The following is a 20,382-nucleotide window of genomic DNA, read 5'->3' as shown; positions in this document are numbered from 1 at the left end:
TACCCCTTAGTTCTTGCGGAACATCTTCAGCATGCGCTGAGTGACGGTGAATCCACCAAAAATGTTGATGCTGGCGATCAGCACGGCGATAAAGGAGAGGAAACTCACCCAGCCGCCATGACCGATCTGCAGCAGCGCACCGACCACGATAATCCCTGAGATCGCGTTGGTGACCGACATCAACGGGGTATGCAGCGCATGGCTGACGTTCCAGACCACGTAGTAACCGACCACGCAGGCCAGCGCGAACACGGTAAAGTGCGACAGGAACTCTTTCGGCGCCGCGTCCGCCAGCCAGCCGAACAGCAGTATCGCCAGAGCCATCAGGCCATACTTCAGCCACGGCGAGGTCGGTTTGGCTTCGGGTTTGGCGGCCGGTGCGGCGGCGGGCGCCGCTTTCGGCTGGGCGGAGACCTGGATCGGCGGCGCCGGCCAGGTGATTTCACCGCTGCGCACCACGGTAACGCCGCGGATCACCGTATCGTCGAAATCGATGTCAATCTCGCCGTTTTTCTCTTTCGACAGCAGCTTCAACAGGTTGACCAGGTTGGTGCCGTACAGCTGCGAAGATTGGGTCGGCAAGCGGCTCGGCAGATCGGTATAGCCGATGATTTTCACGCCGTTGTCGGTCACGGTAATGGTGTCGGCCACGGTCAGTTCGCAGTTGCCGCCGGTTTGCGCCGCCAGATCGACGATCACGCTGCCCGGCTTCATCGACGCCACCATCTCTTTGGTGATGAGCTTCGGCGCCGGTTTGCCCGGGATCAGCGCGGTGGTGACGATGATATCGACCTCCGCCGCCTGTGCGGCGAACAGCGCCATCTCAGCCTTGATAAAGGCTTCGGACATCACTTTGGCGTAGCCGTCGCCGCTGCCCGCTTCCTCTTCAAAATCCAGCTCGAGGAATTCCGCGCCCATGCTCTGCACCTGCTCTTTCACCTCCGGGCGGGTGTCGAAGGCGCGCACGATGGCGCCGAGGCTGCCCGCAGCGCCGATCGCCGCCAGGCCGGCCACGCCGGCGCCGATGATCATCACTTTGGCCGGCGGCACTTTGCCGGCGGCGGTGATCTGGCCGGTGAAGAAGCGGCCGAACTCATGCGCCGCTTCGACGATCGCGCGGTAGCCGGCGATGTTGGCCATCGAGCTCAGCGCGTCCATCGACTGGGCGCGCGAGATGCGCGGCACCGAGTCCATCGCCAGCGCGGTGACGTTGCGCGCCGCCAGCTTGGCCATCAATTCAGGGTTTTGCGCCGGCCAGATAAAGCTGACCAGCGTGCTGCCTTCGCGCATCAAGGCGATCTCGTCGTCTTGCGGCGCGTTGACTTTCAGGATCAGATCCGACTGCCACACTTCGTTTTCGTCGACCAGCGCCGCGCCGGCGGCTTCGTAGGCGACGTCCTCAAAACTGGCCAGTTTGCCCGCCCCGCGTTCAATCGCGACGGTAAAACCCAGCTTCAGCAGTTGTTCCACCGTTTTCGGCGTGGCTGCGACCCGGGCTTCATTGGCCAACCGCTCTCTTGGTACACCAATACGCATAATGTTCCCTTCTCACCTGTCTTGGATGATGTTTATTATTTTCCTGCCCATAGCACGGCGCCGCCGGCGGGCGAAGCGTTAACTTGCCCGCACTGATTTCAGACGCCAACTATAACCTACTGAAAATAAGGTCGATGATCCATAATTGCTTACGCATTCAGCCCTGTTTTTACATAAAAACGCCGCGCGTGATATGACAAATCGCAATTTACTGTGAAAAAACCCATACAGAACAGCGTATTCTGCGTGGCAAGAGGTTTACGCCCGGCGTAACGAATTATGGCCATGCGCGGCGGAAAAGCATAAAAGTTATCATTTTGTGAATAATTAACATTAATGACACCCAAGCCGTTATTATGGAAACTTATGACGGTGGCGCCATCCGTGCGACCCGCGTCACCGTCACCGATTTGTCGCACGGGATAACATAAAATGCTGAGACAGTTTTCAGAATTACATGTAATAATCGACGGCTGAATTACACTTAAACAGTTCAGTACGTTATAAACGTTAATGCGCTAGGCGAAAGGATTTTTTATGAAGCTGAAGACCACGATCATCGCGTCAGCCTTGTTATCACTCACCGCGCTGTCTGCTCATGCGGCGCAAGAGTTAACTCCTGAGAAAGCAGCGGCGCTGAAGCCGTTTGATCGCATCACGATTACCGGCCGCTTCAATGCCATCAATGAAGCCGTCGACGCCGTATCCCGCCGTGCAGACAAACTGGGTGCCGATTCCTTCTATATCCAGGACAGCAACAACAGCAACAACGGCGGCAACTGGCGCGTCACCGCAGACCTTTATCATAAAGATGCGCCAGAAGTGAGCAAAACACCAAAATACCGCGTATTTAACGGCGTGAATGAACTGCCTAAAGAGGAAGCCTACCTGCTGGAGCCTTACGATACCGTGAGCGTCAGCGGCTTCTACCGCAGCCAGCCGGACATCAACGACGCCATCTCCAAAGAAGCGAAGAAAAAAGGCGCTGCATCCTTCTTCATCGTGCGCCAGGTTGACGCCAACTCCGGCGGCAACCAGTTCGTCACCGCCTATATCTATAAGGCCGATGCGCCGAAACGCCGCGTGCAGAGCCCGGACGCCATTCCGGCCGATTCTGACGCCGGCCGCGCTGCGCTGGCCGCCGGCGGCGCCGCAGCCGCGAAGGTCGAAATCCCTGGCGTCGCATCTTCCGGTTCGCCAAGCCGCGAAGTGGGCCGTTTCTTCGAAACCCAGTCCTCTACCGGCCAACGCTATACCGTCACGCTGCCTAACGGCACCAAGATCCAGGAAGTGAACAACGTGACCGCCGCGCAGATGGTGCCGTTCGATTCCGTCACCTTCACCGGCCACTTCAACAGCATGACCGATGTCTCCACCGAAGTGGCGAAACGCGCGGCTGAGAAAGGCGCCAAGTACTACCACGTCACCCGCCAGTGGCAGAACAAGAGCGGCGGCAACCTGACCGTCAGCGCCGATCTGTTCAAATAAAACCCGTTTTTAGGTTTACCATCGGGCAGCCCTTGAGCTGCCCGTTTTTATTGCCGCTTTTTCCATCGCGCGTTGAATAGTTTTTTGTAAATTCCGCATATTCAATCATTGCATCTCTAATCATCCCTCCGTAGAATTTGCGCCAATTTTTAGGGCTATTGTCTATTCGCGCAGTGGTTGTTAATACATTGTTGCAGCCAAGCAGTTCCCTTCCAGTTGTTTATTCTGCGTTCAGGATCCGTCATTGGAAAAAAAACTCGGTCTTACCGCGCTAACCGCTTTGGTGCTCAGCTCGATGCTGGGCGCCGGCGTGTTCAGTCTGCCGCAAAACATGGCGCAGGTCGCCAGCCCCGCCGCGCTGCTGCTGGGTTGGGGGATCACCGGCGTCGGCATTCTGTTCTTAGCATTCGCCATGCTGTTGCTTACGCGTTTGCGTCCGGATCTGGACGGCGGCATCTTCACCTACGCCAAAGAAGGATTCGGCGAACTGGTGGGCTTCTGCTCCGCCTGGGGTTACTGGCTGTGCGCCGTGATCGCCAACGTCTCGTATCTGGTGATCGTGTTCGCGGCGCTGAGCATTTTCACCGATCGCGGCGGCAACGTTATCCTCGGTGACGGCAATACCTGGCAGGCGCTGATCGCCGAATCCGCCCTGCTGTGGATCGTGCACGCGCTGGTGCTGCGCGGCGTGCAAACCGCCGCCAGCATCAATCTGGCGGCCACCCTCGCCAAGCTGTTGCCGCTGGGAATGTTCGCCGTTCTGGCGGCGATCGCCTTTAAAATGGACGTGTTCACACTGGATTTCAACGGCGTCGCCCTCGGCAAACCGGTGTGGGAGCAGGTCAAGGACACCATGCTGATCACCCTATGGGTGTTTATCGGCGTGGAGGGCGCGGTGGTGGTTTCCGCTCGCGCCCGCAATAAGAAAGACGTGGGCCGCGCCACTATGCTGGCGGTGCTGTCGGCGCTGGCGGTGTATCTGATGGTCACGCTGCTGTCGCTGGGCGTGGTGCCGCGCAGCGAACTGGCCGAGATGCGCAATCCGTCGATGGCGGTGCTGATGGTAGAACTGATCGGCCCGTGGGGAGACGTGCTCATCGCCGCCGGCCTGATCGTTTCCGTGTGCGGCGCCTACCTGAGCTGGACCATCATGGCGGCGGAAGTGCCGCTGCTGGCCGCGCAGCACGGCGCGTTTCCGCGCGTGTTCGGCAAGCAGAACCGCCATCACGCCCCGTCCTCTTCGCTGTGGCTGACCAACATCGCGGTGCAGCTGGCGCTGGTGCTTATCTGGCTGACCGGCAGCAACTACAACTCGCTGTTGACCATCGCGTCAGAGATGATCCTGGTGCCTTACTTCCTGGTCGGCGCGTTTCTGTTCAAGGTGGCTTACCGCCGTCGCGACAAGCGCCTGATCTTCGCCGCCTCCGGCGCCTGCGTCTATGGCCTGTGGCTGCTGTATGCTTCCGGGCTGATGCACCTGCTGATGTCGGTGCTGCTGTATGCGCCAGGGCTGTTGGTGTTCATGTATGCCCGCCGCGGCCATCGGGATATCAATCTGCTCAATCGCCTGGAAAAAAGCAGCATCTTCTTGCTGCTGGTGGCCACGCTGCCTGCCGGCTGGTTTATGTTGCACTAAAATCGCCTGCCCATGCGGCTGCCCGTCAGCCGCATTTCGTTTCCTCGCCCTTCCTCTTACCCCGCTCCCCGTTATTGATTCGTCAGAGGCTCCGCTTGCGATCTTAAATGCAATTAATTATCATTATCATCCAAGCATTAACGGTAAGACACTAGTGCCCCCGCTGAGAGGCGTCAGGAGGCGGGTTTGGACAGGCTGAAAATGGAAGGCATTTCATGGCTGAAAAACTGCTGCACGCATTACCCTTGTTTGCCGCTTGGGAAGCACTGATCGCCAAGGGCAACACGGCATTCAATCAGCGGCGCGATCGCCTGGCGATGATGCACTATCAGCAGGCGCTGGGCGTCGCTCAGGCGATCATCGCCGAGAAACCCTGGCTGAATGTGGAATATGCCGCCAGAGTTAACGCACTGAATATTTTCGAGTCTGCCCTGGCCGCGTTGATCGTTACATTCAACAACATTACCCATCTGCGCCTGCGGCAAACGCCCCTCCGCGGCGTTGAGCCGCATGTGCATCAGGCTCGGCTCGCCATCGAACAGGTGATGGACGATACCTCGCTGTGCGAACAAATGCAGCAGGCCGCCGAGCGGCACCTGCTGCGCTTTCGAATAGAAACGCTGCAGGTGCTGCGCGAACATCGGCTGCCGGAAACCGGCAGCTGCGCGCCTGCTGGCAACCATTCCGCCACCGTGCATTAAAAACGGCACAACGCCCTGAGGAGGGTAATCCGCCAATGAATGAATTGAATGATGGGATGAAGGTTAGACGCCGACCATGACGCGGCGCGAAATTTCACATTCATGGTTAGGCCATCGCGGTAAGTCAATTGCCTAACCATGAACGGGCGGCCGGGTCGATACACCCGGTCAGCTTTTAGGGGGAATGGTGATGGTCATGCGCTCACCCACCAGGGCGATCGCAATGCCTTCCTCGCACTCTTTTTGAATGGCCGCCAGCTGTTGCGCTTCCAGCGCATAGGGCAACTGAATATCAAACACCGTCAGGCCCTGCTGCTGCGCCAGGTCAATCAGGCGCACGATATTGGTTTCATCGCTGACCTGCGTCGACACCACTTGCAGCGCCAGCTCTTTCAACTGCTCTTTGCGCGTTTGTGACGTGGTCACGCGCGATTTCAACACCATGCCGAAGATCGGCATCACACCATAAATAGCATCAACAAAGCGCCAGTGCTTCCTGCACGATGCGGACAGAAAATCCATATAGTCAAAACAGATTTTCTCACTGCGCGCGATGGATGCAAGGTGATTGCTGTTCATCCCCTCATTCCTCTCATGGCCAGTGTTAACCCGTGGTCTTTCAAGCCGCCGCCGGGCGGCAACCTGAAACGCATTGGGGATCTTACATCCAGAAATGGATAATCATGCGAAGCTTTAACGACTTTCCGCCGTATGATGGCATAATTCCCCTATTGTTTGCCAGTCTGTCCAGGAGCTTTAATCAATGGAACACCCCAACTCTGCCCCGGTGCTGATTACCGGCGGCGCGCGGCGCATCGGGCTGGCGCTCGCCAGAGCGTTTCTCCAGCGCGGCGTTCCCGTCATCATTGCCTATCGCAGCGAATATCCGGCGATGACCGAGTTGAAAGCCTTGGGCGCCAGTTGCATTCAGGGCGATTTTTCCACGCACGAAGGCATCTACCGTTTCGCCGACCAGGTGCGGCAGGTGGCGCCCAAATTGCGCGCAGTGATCCACAACGCCAGCGCCTGGCAGGCCGAGTCGGCGGAAGTGCCGCCGGAGCAAGTGATGGCGGCGATGCTGCAAATTCACGTCTATACGCCCTATTTGCTCAACCAACTGCTCGAATCTTGCCTGACCGGCCAGGGCCAGGCAGGCGCGGACATTATCCATCTGACCGACTACGTGGTGGAAAAAGGCAGCGACAAACATATCGCCTACGCCGCCAGCAAGGCCGCGCTGGACAATATGACCCGCTCGTTCGCCCGCAAGCTGGCGCCGGAGGTGAAGGTCAACGCCATCGCGCCGGCGCTGATCATCTTCAATCCGGGCGACGATGAAGCCTACCGCCAACAAGCGCTGGCGAAATCGCTGATGAAGGTCGCGCCGGGCGAGAGCGAAGTGGTCAATCTGGTGAATTACCTGCTGGAGAGCCGTTACGTGACCGGCCGCACCCACGGCGTCGACGGCGGGCGGCCGCTGCGCTGAGGCAAAGATCCGCATGGCGCTTCGCTGTGGGCCGCGCTATGCTGAAATCCGCTTTTCTTATTAAAACACGGGCATATGCATAAAATTGTTTTTGTGGAAGACGATCCTGAAGTCGGCAAACTGATCGCCGCCTATCTGGGCAAACACGACATCGAGGTGCTGATCGAACCGCGCGGCGACAGCGCGCAAGCGCGCATCGAGCGCGAGCAACCCGATTTAGTGCTGCTGGACATCATGCTGCCCGGCAAAGACGGCATGACGCTGTGCCGCGATCTGCGCCCTACCTTCCCCGGCCCGATCGTGCTGCTCACCTCGCTCGACAGCGACATGAACCATATTCTGTCGCTGGAGATGGGCGCCAACGACTATATCCTGAAAACCACGCCGCCGGCGGTGTTGCTGGCCCGCCTGCGTTTGCACCTGCGCCAACACAGCCAGCAGCCGAAAGAAGAGTCGGTTCAGCCGCTCACCCAGCATAACGCGCTGCATTTTGGGCTATTGTGCATCGATCCGGTCAACCGGCAGGTCACGCTGGGCGAAGAAACGATCACCCTGTCCACCTCGGATTTCGATTTGTTGTGGGAACTGGCGACCCACGCCGGGCAGATCATGGATCGCGAGGCGTTGCTGCAAAACCTGCGCGGCGTGAGCTACGACGGTATGGACCGCAGTATCGACGTGGCGATCTCCCGCCTGCGCCGCAAGCTGTACGACAACGCGCTGGAGCCGTTTCGCATCAAGACCGTGCGCAATAAAGGTTATCTGTTCGCCCCTAATGCCTGGGCATCGGTGCAACAATGAGAAAACTTTTCGTCCAGTTCTTCCTGTTGCTGTTCGTCTGTTTTCTGGTGATGGCGATGCTGGTTGGCCTGGTGTACAAGGTGACCGCCGAGCGCGCCGGCCGCCAGTCGATGGACGATCTGATGAAAAGTTCGCTGTACCTGATGCGCAGCGAGCTGCGCGAAATCCCGCTGAAGGACTGGAACAAGACCATCGCCACGCTGGATCTCAACCTGTCGTTCAAACTGCATATCGAACCGCTCGGCAAACAGGAGCTGAGCGAGGATCTGAAAAAACGGCTGCGGCTGGGGGAAATCATCGCCCTCGACGATCAGTACACCTTTATGCAGCGCATTCCGCGCAGCCACTACGTGTTGGTGGTCGGCCCCATTCCTTATCTGTTCTATCTGCACCAGATGCGCCTGCTGGATCTGGTGTTGCTGGTGTTTATCGGCATGTCGCTGGCGCTGCCGGTGTTTCTGTGGATGCGGCCGCACTGGCAAGATCTGCTGAAGCTGGAAAACGCCGCCCAGCGACTCGGCGCCGGGCACCTGGATGAGCGCACCCACTTCGATCCCACCTCCAGCCTGAGCCGGCTCGGCGTGGCGTTCAACCAGATGGCCGACAGCGTCAACACCCTGATCGCCAGCAAGAAACAGCTGATCGACGGCATCGCGCACGAGCTGCGCACGCCGCTGGTGCGCCTGCGTTACCGGCTCGAAATGAGCGATAACCTGTCCGAAGGCGAGCAGCAGGCGTTGAACCGCGATATCGGCCAGCTGGAGTCGCTGATCGACGAGCTGCTGACCTATGCCCGTTTGGATCGCCCGCAGGTTGCGTTAAACATTGAACCCATCGATCTGCCAAAATGGCTCGAGGACAAGGTCGATGATATCCGTCTTATTCATCAGGAACGCGACATCCAGCTCGATATCCCGCACGTCGGCGACTTCGGCGGCGTCGATCTGCGCCTGATGGAGCGCGTGCTCGACAACCTGGTCAACAACGCGCTGCGCTATTCCGAACAGCGTCTGCGCGTCGGCCTGTGGTTTGACGGCGACCTCGCCTGCTTGCAGGTCGAGGATGACGGGCCAGGTATCCCGCCGGAAGAGCGCGAGCGGGTGTTTGAACCTTTCGTCCGTCTCGACCCCAGCCGCGATCGCGCTACCGGCGGCTGCGGGTTGGGCCTGGCCATCGTCCATTCCATCGCCGTCGCCTACCAGGGGCAGGTGTTCGTCGAAGGCAGTTCGCTCGGCGGCGCCAGCTTCCGTTTCTGCTGGCCGGTGAAGCCGACATTCAGTTTAAAAGCCGATCTGGCGTAATACCGCCGGACCCTTCTCATTGGAGCCGAAGAATAATGACATCTGCACATTCCAACACGTCTGCTTACGATCACCTGCGCGCCCTGTTCAGCCGGTTGTCGCGTTTCGGCCACCTGTCCGCCATCGCCGGTTGGGACATGCAAACCATGATGCCGCCGGGCGGCAGCAAGGCACGTTCCGAGGCGCTGGCTGAGCTGAGCGTGCTGCAGCACCAGATTTTAACGGCGGAAAGCACCGGCGCGCTGTTGGATCGCGCGCAGCAAGAGACGCTGGACGAGATCGACCGCGCCAACCTGCGCGAAATGCGCCGCCAGTATGAAGACGCCGTGCTGCTGCCGGCCTCGCTGGTCGAAGCCAAGTCGCTGGCCGGCGCACGCTGCGAACACGCCTGGCGCGCCCAACGCCCGGCCAACGATTGGGACGGCTTCGCCGAGAATCTGCGCGAGGTGGTCAAGCTCAGTCGGGAAGAGGCGCAGATCCGCGCGCAGGCGGCCGGCACCAGCCGTTACGACGCCCTGCTTAACCTGTATGAACCGGGCATGCGCAGCAGCGATCTCGACCGCATCTTCGGCGATCTGAAAACCTGGCTGCCGGATCTGTTGCAGCGCGTGGTGGCCAAACAGGCTAATGAGCCCTGCCAGGCGCCACAAGGTCCATTCAATGTGGACACCCAGCGTCAGCTGAGCCTGAGCGTGATGAAACTGCTCGGTTTCAACTTCGACAACGGCCGCGTCGACGTCAGCGCCCACCCGTTCTGCGGCGGCGTGCCGGAAGATGTACGCATCACCACGCGTTACAACGAGAAAGAGTTTTTGACCGCGCTGCTCGGCATCGTGCACGAGACCGGCCACGCCCGCTACGAGCAAAACCTGCCGCGCGATCTGCTCGGCCAGCCGGTCGCCCTGGCCCGTTCCACCGCTATCCACGAATCGCAGAGCCTGCTGTTCGAAATGCAGCTGGCGCGCGGCAATGAATTCCTGAAAATATTGCGTCCGTTAGTCACCGCACAGTTTGGCGAACAGCCGGCGCTGGAAGAAGCCAACTTCATTCGCCTCAACCAGCGCGTTAAACCGGGCCTGATCCGCGTCGACGCCGACGAGGTGAGCTATCCTGCTCACGTCATCCTGCGCTACGAAATTGAAAAAGCGCTGATCGAAGGCGATATCGAAGTGGAAGACATTCCGGCGCTGTGGAATGAGAAGATGAGTGCTTACCTCGGCCTCGACACCATCGGCAACTACCGCAATGGCTGCATGCAGGATATTCATTGGACCGACGGTGCCTTCGGCTACTTCCCGACTTACACCCTCGGCGCGATGTACGCCGCGCAGCTGTTCCACAGCGTGCGCCAGGCCCTGCCTTCGCTGAGCGAAGATATCGCCGCCGGCAACCTGCAGCCGCTGTTCCACTGGTTGCAGCACAACATCTGGCGCCACGGCAGCCGTTTCCCGACCGAGACACTGATCGTCAATGCGACCGGCGAAGCGCTCAACCCACGCTACTTCCGCCAGCATTTGGAAAACCGCTACCTGTAATCTCTCCTGGCGCGGCCCCAGCCGCGCCCTTTTTCCGTCTGCATGACCGGATAATGTTTCATAGCGCACGTTCCCTGCCGACAACGCCTTGGCTGCAGAGTGGCGGGTGGCTACTCATCATTAGTATGTTGTAACTAAAATGGCAAAAAACGCCGGCGTCCCGGCTTCTCATCCCAGAGCATGACGGGCGATCATCGCCGCCAGCTGCGGCCTCAACGGCGCAGGCAGGTCATGCCCCATGCCCGGCATAATATGCAATTTGGCGTTGACGACAGCCCGAGCGATCGCCACCCCGCCGGCCTTGCGCACCAGCCGATCGCGATCGCCGTGAATGACCAGCGTCGGCGCGGCTATGCGCCGGCTGTAGCGACGCAGATCGCCGCTGCCGAGCAACGCGGAAAGTTGCCGCTGCACGCCTTCGGGATCCACGCCCCGCTTCAACAGCCGATTCACCAATGCATCCAGTTCCGCCTCCTCCGGCGGGTAAAACCGGGTACCGAGCGCGCGCAGGAAGGCCTTCATTCCCTCCTGGCGCTGCTGCAGCGTCAAATCGGCCGCCGGCCGGCGCGCCAACAGCCACAGCAGCGAAGGCGCCGGCGGTGGCAACAGCGGCTGATTGGTGCTGGAGAACAAGATGCATAGCGAGGCGACGCGCTGCGGGTATTCGGCGGCCAGCACCTGGGCGATCATCCCCCCCATCGAAGCGCCCAGTACGTGAGCCTGCGGGATGCGTAAATGATCGAGCAGATGCGCCGCGTCCGTCGCCATGTCCGCCAGGGTATAAGGCACCGGCGTTTGCCAGCCGAGCTGGGCGCGCAGCATCAGCAGCCACAACGGCTGCGTGCGTTGCGCCTGCGTTTTGCCGGAAAGGCCGACGTCGCGGTTGTCATAACGGATCACCCGAAATCCCTGGGCCACCAGGGCGCGGCAGAAGTCGTCAGGCCACAACAGAAGCTGCGCGCCGATGCCCATGATGAGCAGCAGCGGCGGGTGCGCCTCATCGCCCCAGTCCTCATAGGCCAGCGGCACCTCGCCCTGTTCGGTCACGCCACAACGAATCACTATCTCGTTCATTTTAAATCTCTTTTATCGCGCCTGGCGGTCATTATAGCAGCAATCCCCTCGCCGCCGCCGCCCTGTACATTAGGTTACATGCCGAAACCAATCACTCACGGAAAGCCGGGCGCCGTTTGCCTACTATCATTTCAACGGCCCCGCAGTGGGGTTGATACCCAAAAGTCATGTTGAGGATTCTACGATGAAAAAAGTATTAGCTCTGGTTGTTGCCGCTGCAATGGGTCTGTCTTCCGTGGCTTTCGCTGCCGAGGCTGCCACCACCGCACCTGCGGCTACCGCAACCACCGCCACCGCTGCGCCGGCTAAAGCTCAGGTGAAACACCACGGCAAGAAAGCACCGGTACAGAAAGCGCAGGCGGCCAAGAAGCATCACAAAAAAGCCGCGAAGAAAGCCCCGGCTCAAAAGGCCCAGGCGGCTAAAAAGCACCACAAGAAAGCCAGCCACAAAAAAGCGTAATGACGTGAGGGTCCCCTCACCGCTTCAGGCTTGACGTGTACGACACCCGGTTCGCCGGGTGTTTTTTCATCGGGGGGTTCTCATTGATGCTGCGCCGCTACCTGTTCGAGATCGTTCTGACCGCCCTGATCCTTTGCGGACTGATCGCCGTCTTTTTTTACCTGTAGCCTGCCGCGTTGCCGGCGGGAAATTATTGAAAAATCAATTATTGCCCATCCACATGGCTGCTAAATCAGTCTATAGTTAGCATTCAGTGTGTTTATGGATGATCCGTATTTGTCAGGCAAGAGATCTATGCGCATATCCGTTTTACTGTTGCTGTGCTCACTCCCGCTTATCGCTGCTCAGGCGGCACGCGCCGACGGCCCGTCCAAGGCCGAGCAAACGCGTCTGTTTTTCGGCAAAGATGAACGAATCAAGGTCACGGATACCGCCGCCCAGCCGTGGCAAGCCATCGGCCAGGTCGAAACCGCCAGCGGCAATCTGTGTACCGCCACGCTGATCTCTCCGCACCTGGCGTTGACCGCCGGCCACTGCGTTCTGGCGCCGCCCGGGCAACTGGATAAAGCCATCGCCCTGCGCTTCGTGGCGGGCGATAAATCCTGGCGGTATCAAACCGGTGATATCGAGACCTTGGTCGACAGCAAGCTGGGCAAAAAGCTGAAGCCGGACGGTGATGGCTGGATCGTCCCGCCCGCTGCGGCCGCTTATGACTTTGCGCTGATCCGTCTGAAAGACAAAAAGCCGCTGCCGATCGCCCCGTTGCCGCTGTGGCAAGGCGACAGCAAGGCGTTGACCCAGGCCCTAAAACAGGCCAAGCGGCTGATAACTCAGGCGGGTTACCCGGAAGACCACCTGGATGACCTCTACAGCCACCAAAACTGCAAGGTCACCGGCTGGGCTCAGCAAGGCGTACTGTCGCACCAATGTGATACCCTGCCCGGCGACAGCGGCTCACCGCTGCTGTTGAAAACCGCCGACGGCTGGCAACTGATCGCCATCCAAAGCTCGGCGCCGGCGGCGAAAGATCGCTATCGCGCCGATAACCGCGCCCTGGCGGTGCCGGGCATCCGCGAAGCGCTGGACGCCCTGGCGGCAGGCAAATAATCCTCTCACAACGGCGCATTATGCGCCGTTGTGCTTTTTCAGCCCCCTTGCATATAGCGCCGCGGCGTGGTGCCGGTGAACTGACGGAAAAACGCGATAAACGCACTGTCGCTGGAAAACCCCAACCGCTGCGCCACCGCGCTGACCGACGGCAACGACGCCAGCAGTTCGATCGCGCGCATCAGCCGCCACTGCTGGCACCACTGCTGATAGCTCAGGCCGGTTTCCCGCTGAAACAGCCGCGTCAGCGTTTTGGCGTGCAGGTGCAAGCGCTGCGCCAACGCCGCCAACGCCGGCAACTCGTCGCTCTCCGGCAGCGTCGCCAACCAGGCGGCAAGACGCTTATCCTGCGGCAGCCGCAACTGGGTATTCTCGCGCTGCGCCTCGCCCAACTCATTGATCAGCACCGCCAGCAAATCGCGCGCGTGGGGCTGTGCCAACGCATAGTCCAGCGGCCAGTGCGCGATGCGCTCGACGATCGCCGCCAACAGCGGGTTTACCGCCAGCACCGTTGCCTGTGGCGGCATGGCGGCCGTCAGCGCCGGATCAAAATACAGCGAGCGATACGCGACGCGGCCGCGCAGCTGCACCCGATGCGCAATGCCGCCCGGTATCCAGACGCTGCGCGTCGGCGGCAGAATCAGCCACTGCTGCGCCAACGTGACCGTCATGCACCCCTGCGGCGCATACAGCAGCTGCGAACGCTGATGCCAATGCAGCCCGGAGTCGTGCTCCGCCAGTGCCGCCGCGATGCCGAGAGCCGGTGCCGGCAGCCGATCCGGGTCGAACGGGTGATGCTGTTGAATCAGCGCCATCAGACTGTCCTATACCTGTTGTTTTTTGTCCGGATGATTGTAATCGAACAAAACGCCGCTCCCTATACTGGCCGCCTTAACTTTTAGGGAGAATGTGCATCATGCAACGCTTATCTTTGCCGCTGCTCGTCACCGCCATCATGACGCCGCAGCTCTTGGAAACGCTGTACAGCCCGGCGCTCACCGCCATCCGCAGCGATTTCGGCGTCAGCGCCGCACAGGCCGGGCAGACGTTATCCATCTATTTCTTCGCCTTCGCCCTCGGCGTCGCCTTTTGGGGAGCCTTCTGCGATCGGTTCGGCCGCCGTCCGGCGATGCTGGCCGGCCTGGCGCTCTATCTGGTCGGCGCCGGCCTCGCGCTGCTGAGCGGCAGTTTCACGCTGTTGCTGGCCGCCCGTGCGCTGATCGCCTTCGGCGCCGCGGTCGGCTCAATCGTCACGCAAACCATGCTGCGTGATGTCTATCAAGGCCCGGCGCTGGGGCGCATGTTCGCGCTGGTCGGCATCGCGCTCTCCATCAGCCCGCTGCTGGGGATGTTCGCCGGCGGCGCGCTGGTCGCCTGGGGCGGCAGCGCGGCGATTTTCACCGCGCAGGCGGCCTGGGCGCTGGCGCTGCTGCTGTGGAGCTACGGCACATTGCCGGAAACGCGACGGCGGCAAACCGCAACGGCCGCCGCGCCGGGCATTGCCCTGACGGCAATACTGCGCGATCGGCACATCTGGTGCTCGGCGCTGCTGGTCGCCAGCTTCAATATCATGGTGTTCAGCTACTTCAGCCTGGCGCCGTTCATGTTCGAAAGGCTGGGGTTGAACAGCCAACAATTTGGCTACTCGGGCGTGATGCTGGCTTTGGGCAGCCTGGCGGGGGCGCTGTTGAACCGCCACCTGCTGGCGCGCGGCGTCAGCGCCAAACATCAGATCCTGCTGGGCGGTTTGCTGGCGGTGGCCAGCGGCGTGGCATTGTTCTGGTGGCAACACAGCCTGTGGATGCTGCTCCCCTGTGCGCTGGTGATGCTGGCGTTCGGGTTGGCTATCCCGAATGTGCTGAGCCAGGCGCTGAGCCGCTACCGGCAGCAACTCGGCACCGCCGGCGCGTTATTCGGGCTGCTGTACTATCTGTTGATCGGCCTGGGGCTGACGATCGCGGCGCGCGGGCAGGACTTGGCCGCCACGCTGCTGCTGTGCGGCCTGTTGAGCCTGTGGTGCGCCGGCCGCTTGCCGGCCGGTGCGCCCGAGCTTAACCCGAAAGCTGCTCGATAGTTTGCAAAATGCGCTTGTCGGAAATCGGGTAAGGCGTGCCCAACTGCTGCGCGAACAGGCTGACGCGCAGCTCTTCGATCATCCAGCGCACCGCCTTCACCTCTTCCTCCTGCTGTCGCTTCGGCGGCAGCTTGTTCAACCACTGCTGCCACGCCTGCTGCACCTGCTCCACCCGCAACATCTGCGCGCGGTCGCGGTGCGGATCGATAGCCAATTTTTCCAATCGGCGCTCGATCGCCTGCAGGTAACGCAGCGTATCCGGCAGGCGTTTCCACCCGTTGCCGGTCACGAAGCCGCGGTAGACCAGCCCGCCGAGCTGGGTCTTGATGTCCGACAGCGCCAGCGCCAACGACATGTCCACCCGGCCCTTCAGCCGTTTGTTGATGTTGAAGACCGCCGTCAGGATCTGTTCAACCTGCTTGGCCACCTCGACGACCGTGTCGTTCAGCTCGGCGCGGATCTGCTCCTGCAGGCGCGCAAAGCCTTCTTCTTGCCAGACCGGGCCGCCGTGTTCGGCGATCAGCTTGTCGATGCCGCACGAAATGCAGTCGTCGATCAGCTCCAGCACCTTGCCGTACGGGTTGAAATAGAGCCCCAGCTTGGCCTTGTTCGGCAACTTTTCATGCAGGTATTTGATCGGCGAAGGAATATTCAGCAACAGCAGGCGGCGCGTGCCCTGCCACATCGCCTGTTGCTGCTCGATTTCGCTGTCGAACAGGCGGATCGCCACGCTGTCTTTTTCATCCACCAGCGCCGGGTACGCCTTCATCGAATAGCCGCCGCGCTTCTGCTCGTAAAACACCGGCAGTTGGCCAAAGCTCCAGACATGCAGATTGCTCTGCTCCAGCCCGTCGTCGGCCACCGCCGACAGCGTCTCCTGCACCTTCTCTTTCAACTGCAGGCGCAACGCGGCCAGGTCTTTGCCTTCGCGCAGCGTCTGGTTTTTCTCTCCCACCACGCGGAAAGTCATCTTCAGGTGATCGGGCACCTGATCCCACTGCCAGTCATCACGTGACACGGTCACACCAGTCATGCGCCGCAGCTCGCGCTCCAGCGCGTCCAGCAGCGGCAATTCCAGCGCCGTTACGCGGCCCAGGAACGCCTCGGCGTAGTTCGGCGCCGGCACGAAGTTGCGACGCACCGGTTTCGGCAGCGACTTGATCAGCGCAATCACCAGCTCACGGCGGATGCCGGGGATTTGCCACTCGAAGCCCTGCTCCTCCACCTGATTGAGGATCGGCAGCGGAATATGCACCGTCACGCCGTCGGCGTCGGTGCCCGGTTCGAACTGATAGCTCAGCCGCAGCTTGAGATTGCCCTGATGCCAGAAGTTCGGGTAGTCGAGCGCGCTGATCTTGTTGGCGCCGTCTTTGATCAGCATCTCTTTTTCGAAGTTCAGCAGATCCGGCTGCTGTTTGGCCGCGTTCTTCCACCAGCTGTCGAAATGACGGCCGGACACCACGTCGTTGGGGATCCGGCGATCGTAGAAGCCGAACAGCGTTTCGTCGTCCACCAGAATATCGCGGCGGCGCGATTTATGCTCCAGCTCTTCCACTTCGGCGCGCAGCTTTTGGTTGTCGCGGAAGAAGGCGTGGCGCGTCTGCCAGTCCCCCTCCACCAGCGCATGGCGGATAAACAGCTCGCGGCACAGCAATGGATCGATGGCGCCGTAATTGACCTGGCGCGCCGCGACGATCGGCAAACCGAACAGCGTGACCTTTTCGCTGGCCATCACCGCCCCCTGCGACTTCGACCAGTGCGGCTCGCTGTAGCTGTGTTTCACCAGATGCTGAGCCAGCGGCTCGATCCATTCCGGTTCGATGCGCGCGGCGATGCGCCCCCACAGGCGGCTGGTTTCCACCAGTTCGGCCACCATGGTCCACTTCGGCGGCTTCTTGAACAGGCCGGAGCCGGGGAAGATCGAGAAGCGGGCGTTGCGCGCGCCGGTAAATTCCTGCTTGTCCGCATCCTTCTGGCCAATGTGCGACAGCAAGCCGGTCAGCAGCGCGGTGTGCACGCTGCGGTAGTCGGAAGGCGTGCTGTTGATAGGCAACCCCAGCTCTTTCACCACCTGGCGCAGTTGGGTATAGATATCCTGCCACTCGCGCACCCGCAGGTAATTGAGGAAATCGTTGCGGCACAGCCGGCGGAACTGGCTGGAAGAGTTCGCTTTTTGCTGCTCCTGCAGATAATCCCACAGGTTGACGAACGCCAGGAAATCCGAGTCTTTGTCGGCGAAGCGGCGGTGTTTTTCGTCCGAGGCCTGCTGCTTGTCCATCGGGCGCTCACGCGGATCCTGAATCGACAGCGCGGCGGTGATGATCATCACCTCGCGCACGCTGCCGCTCTTCTGCGCTTCCAGCACCATGCGCGCCAGACGCGGGTCGATCGGCAACTGCGCCAGTTGGCGGCCTTGCGGCGTCAGCTGATAGTGGCCGTTGTCGGCGGTGGCGATCGCCCCCAGCTCTTCCAGCAGGCGCACGCCATCCTGAATGTTGCGTTTATCCGGCGCTTCGACGAACGGAAACGCGGCGATGTCGCCCAGCCCCAGCGAGGTCATCTGCAGAATGACCGACGCCAGGTTGGTGCGCAGAATTTCCGGATCGGTAAACGCCGGCCGCGACAGGAAATCCTGTTCGGAGTACAGACGAATGCACACCCCTTCCGACACGCGGCCGCAACGCCCTTTACGCTGGTTGGCGGAGGCCTGCGACACCGGCTCGATCGGCAGGCGCTGCACCTTGGTGCGGAAGCTGTAGCGGCTGATGCGCGCGGTGCCCGGATCGATGACGTATTTGATGCCCGGCACCGTCAGCGAGGTTTCCGCCACGTTGGTGGCCAGCACGATACGGCGGCCGTGGTGCGACTGGAACACCCGATTCTGCTCGCTGTTCGACAGGCGCGCATACAGCGGCAGCACTTCGGTGTGCGGCAGATTGAGGCGGTTCAGGGCGTCGGCGGTGTCGCGGATCTCGCGCTCGCCGCTCATGAAGATCAGAATGTCGCCCGGCCCTTCGCGTCCAAGCTCGTCCACCGCATCGAAAATCGCCTGCAGCTGGTCGCGATCGGTATCGTCGCCGTCGTCGACCACCGGACGGTAACGCACCTCCACCGGGTAAGTGCGTCCGGAAACCTCGATGATCGGCGCATTGTTGAAGTGGCGCGAGAAGCGCTGCGGATCGATGGTCGCCGAGGTGATGATCACCTTGAGATCCGGGCGCTTCGGCAACAGTTCGCGCAGGTAGCCGAGAATAAAGTCGATGTTGAGGCTGCGCTCGTGCGCTTCATCGATGATCAGCGTGTCGTACTGCATCAGCAGGCGATCCTGCTGAATCTCCGCCAGCAAGATACCGTCGGTCATCAGCTTGACCAGGGTGTTTTCCCCCACCTGATCGTTGAAGCGCACCTTGTAGCCCACGCTGCCGCCAAGCGGGGTTTCCAGCTCGTCGGCGATGCGGTTGGCGACGGTGCGCGCCGCCAGGCGGCGCGGCTGGGTATGGCCGATCAGCCCTTTCACGCCACGCCCCAGCTCCAGACAGATCTTCGGCAACTGGGTGGTTTTCCCCGAACCGGTCTCCCCGGCAACGATCACCACCTGGTGATCGCGGACAGCGTTTAAGATGTCCTGCTTTTTCTGGCTGACCGGCAGGCTTTCCGGATAGGTAATGCGCGGGCAAGACGCGGCGCGCGCCTGCACTTTTTGCCGCGCCGCCGCGATGTCGCTTTCCACTTCGGCGGCGACCGCCAGCTGGGCATCGGGATTTTTGATTTTTCGTGCGCCCTGCAGGCGACGACGCAGGCGTTGTTGATCGCGGAGCATCAGCTCGCCCAGTTGGGCCGGCAGTGCCTCGAGCGGAGATTTCACGTTCGGTGTTCCTTGTTTCATCGTGGCCAAGACCAGGCTTGGCAACGGTTTAATGTTTTTTTAGCGATTTTTTTGCTTTAGCCGCACAGCCTATCACAAACGGCTTTTCCTCCCTACTTTCGCGAGTAAAGCCTCGGCATGTTATTCAATAAAATCGAACGAAGATCTCGAAATATTGCGCTATCACTGTGTGTGGAATGTGAATAGCATGTACTTCATGCAAGGGACGCTGAGTCCTGATGTCACTGTCACAACGTAAGGAATTATCGATGAGCAACGTATTGGTTCTGAAATCAAGCATCCTGGCGACCTACTCTCAGTCTAACCAACTGGCCGATTTCTTCGTAGAGCAATGGAGCAACGCCCATGGCGGCGACACCATCACCGTGCGCGATCTGGCCGCACAGCCAATCCCGGTGCTGGACGGCGAACTGGTCGGCGCGCTGCGTCCTTCCGATGCTCCGTTGACCCCGCGTCAACAAGAAGCGCTGGCGCTGTCGGACGAGCTGATCGCCGAGCTGCAGGCCAATGACGTCATCGTGATTGCCGCACCGATGTACAACTTCAACATCCCGACCCAGCTGAAAAACTATTTCGACCTGGTTGCCCGCGCCGGCGTGACCTTCCGTTACACCGAAAACGGTCCGGAAGGCCTGGTGAAAAACAAACGCGCCGTGATCCTGACCAGCCGCGGCGGCATCCATAAAGGCACCCCGACCGACCTGGTAGAACCTTACCTGCGTCTGTTCCTGGGCTTCATCGGCATCACCGACGTGGAGTTCGTCTTCGCGGAAGGCATCGCCTATGGCCCGGAAGTGGCGACCAAAGCACAGGAAGACGCCAAGGCGGCCCTGTCTCAGGTGGTTGCTGCCTAAGACCCTGCGCAGGGGCGCCGTGCCCCTGCCGGACAAGAGGCAAGTCCTGTCAAACCTGCACTACCCTCATAATAATCATCTATCCGTATCTTTTGGCGCGCCAGACGGCGCGCTTTTTTTTATTTCTTCAGCCACTGCCCGTTGATGCCGCGCACATACTCGCCGCTTTGCGCGCGCGTCACCAGCTTTTGCCCGGCCATGCGCGCCACTTCGTCGACGGCGATATGGTTGCCGTCCGCCACTTCCTGATACTTCTCGGCGCGGCCGGCGTTGATGCGTTTCACCAGCGCCAGGGTTTCCGCGTCCTGCTTCACCGGCGCGATATAACCGCTCAGGGTTTCCCCCACCCGACCTTGCTGCTTCGCCTCATCCAGCGTCAACGCCATCGCCAGGCCGCTGAACAGCCAGGCGGCGCCGGCCAGCCACAAATAACGTTTTTTCAT

At 60.6% G+C, this 20,382-nt stretch carries 18 protein-coding genes; 12 read left to right on the top strand and 6 right to left on the bottom strand.

The window, feature by feature from the left end:
- Positions 1–6: 6 nt before the first annotated feature.
- The gene (gene pntA / locus ACJ8PL_RS14150; RefSeq protein ID WP_028128335.1) at positions 7–1,536 is read right to left on the bottom strand and encodes a Re/Si-specific NAD(P)(+) transhydrogenase subunit alpha; all 1,530 of its coding nucleotides are present in this window, start codon (positions 1,534–1,536) and stop codon (positions 7–9) included.
- Between the two features lie 537 nt (positions 1,537–2,073).
- Between pntA and ydgH the strand changes: the two genes are divergently transcribed.
- The 3 genes from ydgH to ACJ8PL_RS14135 all read left to right on the top strand — a co-directional run bounded on the left by ydgH (position 2,074) and on the right by ACJ8PL_RS14135 (position 5,361).
- Positions 2,074–3,024 carry a DUF1471 family protein YdgH gene (ydgH, locus tag ACJ8PL_RS14145; protein ID WP_004938291.1) on the top strand — a complete coding sequence of 317 codons (951 nt, stop codon included), beginning with the start codon at positions 2,074–2,076 and terminating at the stop codon, positions 3,022–3,024.
- A gap of 244 nt (positions 3,025–3,268) precedes the next feature.
- A complete protein-coding gene (locus tag ACJ8PL_RS14140; protein WP_049299367.1) occupies positions 3,269–4,660 on the top strand; it encodes an amino acid permease in 1,392 nt (463 codons plus the stop codon).
- Between the two features lie 215 nt (positions 4,661–4,875).
- The gene (locus ACJ8PL_RS14135) at positions 4,876–5,361 is read left to right on the top strand and encodes a hypothetical protein (protein WP_060444720.1); all 486 of its coding nucleotides are present in this window, start codon (positions 4,876–4,878) and stop codon (positions 5,359–5,361) included.
- Between the two features lie 168 nt (positions 5,362–5,529).
- On the opposite strand, the gene ACJ8PL_RS14130 is transcribed toward ACJ8PL_RS14135, so the two are convergent.
- Positions 5,530–5,940, bottom strand: coding sequence for a hypothetical protein (locus tag ACJ8PL_RS14130; protein WP_004938301.1), 411 nt, complete (start codon positions 5,938–5,940; stop codon positions 5,530–5,532).
- A 184-nt stretch (positions 5,941–6,124) separates the two neighbouring features.
- Between ACJ8PL_RS14130 and folM the strand changes: the two genes are divergently transcribed.
- The 4 genes from folM to ACJ8PL_RS14110 all read left to right on the top strand — a co-directional run bounded on the left by folM (position 6,125) and on the right by ACJ8PL_RS14110 (position 10,484).
- Positions 6,125–6,847: a dihydromonapterin reductase gene (folM, locus tag ACJ8PL_RS14125; RefSeq protein ID WP_016927586.1), complete on the top strand. Its 723-nt coding sequence runs from the start codon at positions 6,125–6,127 to the stop codon at positions 6,845–6,847.
- A gap of 75 nt (positions 6,848–6,922) precedes the next feature.
- The gene (rstA, locus tag ACJ8PL_RS14120; RefSeq protein WP_004938307.1) at positions 6,923–7,648 is read left to right on the top strand and encodes a two-component system response regulator RstA; all 726 of its coding nucleotides are present in this window, start codon (positions 6,923–6,925) and stop codon (positions 7,646–7,648) included.
- Entirely contained in the window at positions 7,645–8,949 is a 1,305-nt protein-coding gene (rstB, locus tag ACJ8PL_RS14115; protein WP_016927585.1) for a two-component system sensor histidine kinase RstB, read from the top strand. The genes rstA and rstB overlap by 4 nt, the downstream gene beginning before the upstream one ends.
- A gap of 35 nt (positions 8,950–8,984) precedes the next feature.
- A complete protein-coding gene (locus ACJ8PL_RS14110) occupies positions 8,985–10,484 on the top strand; it encodes a carboxypeptidase M32 (protein WP_033640176.1) in 1,500 nt (499 codons plus the stop codon).
- Between the two features lie 168 nt (positions 10,485–10,652).
- Here ACJ8PL_RS14110 and ACJ8PL_RS14105 read toward each other — a convergent pair whose 3' ends face one another.
- Complete coding sequence (locus tag ACJ8PL_RS14105) at positions 10,653–11,558, bottom strand: alpha/beta fold hydrolase (protein ID WP_079449769.1); 906 nt, start codon at positions 11,556–11,558, stop codon at positions 10,653–10,655.
- Positions 11,559–11,742: 184 nt separating this feature from the next.
- Between ACJ8PL_RS14105 and asr the strand changes: the two genes are divergently transcribed.
- From asr to ACJ8PL_RS14090, 3 genes are all read left to right on the top strand, one after another.
- A complete protein-coding gene (asr, locus tag ACJ8PL_RS14100) occupies positions 11,743–12,018 on the top strand; it encodes an acid resistance repetitive basic protein Asr (RefSeq protein WP_028127450.1) in 276 nt (91 codons plus the stop codon).
- 35 nt (positions 12,019–12,053) lie between these two features.
- Entirely contained in the window at positions 12,054–12,185 is a 132-nt protein-coding gene (locus tag ACJ8PL_RS14095; RefSeq protein WP_016927581.1) for a hypothetical protein, read from the top strand.
- A gap of 127 nt (positions 12,186–12,312) precedes the next feature.
- On the top strand, positions 12,313–13,125 hold the full coding sequence (locus ACJ8PL_RS14090) for a trypsin-like serine peptidase (protein WP_016927580.1): 813 nt from the start codon (positions 12,313–12,315) through the stop codon (positions 13,123–13,125).
- A 38-nt stretch (positions 13,126–13,163) separates the two neighbouring features.
- Here ACJ8PL_RS14090 and ACJ8PL_RS14085 read toward each other — a convergent pair whose 3' ends face one another.
- Positions 13,164–13,940 (bottom strand): AraC family transcriptional regulator, encoded by a 777-nt coding sequence (locus tag ACJ8PL_RS14085; RefSeq protein ID WP_016927579.1) that lies wholly within the window; start codon positions 13,938–13,940, stop codon positions 13,164–13,166.
- A 101-nt stretch (positions 13,941–14,041) separates the two neighbouring features.
- On the opposite strand from ACJ8PL_RS14085, the gene ACJ8PL_RS14080 reads away from it, so the two are divergent.
- Positions 14,042–15,199, top strand: coding sequence for an MFS transporter (locus tag ACJ8PL_RS14080; protein WP_028128336.1), 1,158 nt, complete (start codon positions 14,042–14,044; stop codon positions 15,197–15,199).
- On the opposite strand, the gene hrpA is transcribed toward ACJ8PL_RS14080, so the two are convergent.
- Positions 15,177–19,064: an ATP-dependent RNA helicase HrpA gene (hrpA, locus tag ACJ8PL_RS14075; protein ID WP_274870000.1), complete on the bottom strand. Its 3,888-nt coding sequence runs from the start codon at positions 19,062–19,064 to the stop codon at positions 15,177–15,179. The two genes, ACJ8PL_RS14080 and hrpA, sit on opposite strands and share 23 nt — an antisense overlap.
- A 269-nt stretch (positions 19,065–19,333) precedes the next feature.
- Here hrpA and azoR point away from each other — a divergent pair, with 269 nt between their 5' ends.
- Entirely contained in the window at positions 19,334–19,939 is a 606-nt protein-coding gene (gene azoR, locus ACJ8PL_RS14070; protein ID WP_016927576.1) for an FMN-dependent NADH-azoreductase, read from the top strand.
- Positions 19,940–20,058: 119 nt separating this feature from the next.
- Here the strand turns inward: azoR and ACJ8PL_RS14065 are convergent, their stop codons facing one another.
- Positions 20,059–20,382, bottom strand: a complete 324-nt coding sequence (locus ACJ8PL_RS14065) for a YdbL family protein (RefSeq protein ID WP_049299369.1) — start codon at positions 20,380–20,382, stop codon at positions 20,059–20,061.

Origin of the sequence: Serratia sp. CY83965, from assembly GCF_052166375.1 — a bacterium.
Classification (GTDB): domain Bacteria; phylum Pseudomonadota; class Gammaproteobacteria; order Enterobacterales; family Enterobacteriaceae; genus Serratia; species Serratia marcescens.
Note: the sequence above shows the minus strand (reverse complement) of the source record. Positions and strands in the feature narration are given on the sequence as shown.